Source organism: Paludisphaera soli, from assembly GCF_011064595.1.
Lineage (GTDB): Bacteria > Planctomycetota > Planctomycetia > Isosphaerales > Isosphaeraceae > Paludisphaera > Paludisphaera soli.
Genome location: NZ_JAALJI010000139.1, coordinates 1 through 573, shown reverse-complemented (window position 1 = coordinate 573; position 573 = coordinate 1). Strand labels below are relative to the sequence as shown.

General features: G+C 73.1%; 1 pseudogene. It reads left to right on the top strand.

Annotation, left to right across the window (positions count from 1 at the left end):
• Positions 1 to 515, top strand: a pseudogene (locus G6O68_RS32035) (hypothetical protein); the annotation flags it as partial.
• Positions 516 to 573 lie beyond the last annotated feature (58 nt).

Below are 573 nucleotides of genomic sequence, written 5' to 3'. Positions count from 1 at the left end.
CCGGCGGGGGGCCGCCGACCGAGCTGGTCCTGGCCCGCTCCCGCTATTCGGGCGAGCCCGTCCGGCTGCACACGAACCGCGAGTATCTGGCGCGGGCGCTACGCCTCGGCTTCGACGAGGTCCGCCTCTTCGGGCCGGACGCCCCCGCGCTCTGCCGCGACGGCCTCAGGTGGTTCGCCTGGCAGCCGCTGTCGAAGGAGTCGGCGATCGGCCCGTCCGACGACGCCGTGGTCGTCGAGCCCTCCGTCGCGGACCGTGCCGAGAAGAAGGGAACGGCATCCGCCGTGGGCGATCCCGCATCGATGACCGCGCCGGGGGACGGCGGGGGTGGCCCGGCCGGCGTCGCGTCCGCGCTCGAAGAGGCCGCGGCCCTCCACCGAGCCCTGGCGGCTGCCCGGTCGCGGACGGGTCGCTTGGTCGCGGCGCTGCGTCGCGACCGGAGGAGGTCCCGGCTCGTCGCCTCGACCCTTCGATCCATCAAAGAGCTGCGGCTCCAGGAGGTTGCGGAGGGATAGCCCGGCATCACGCCCTTTCCATCAACCGTCCTTGATTCATCATCCTGAGGACCTCGAC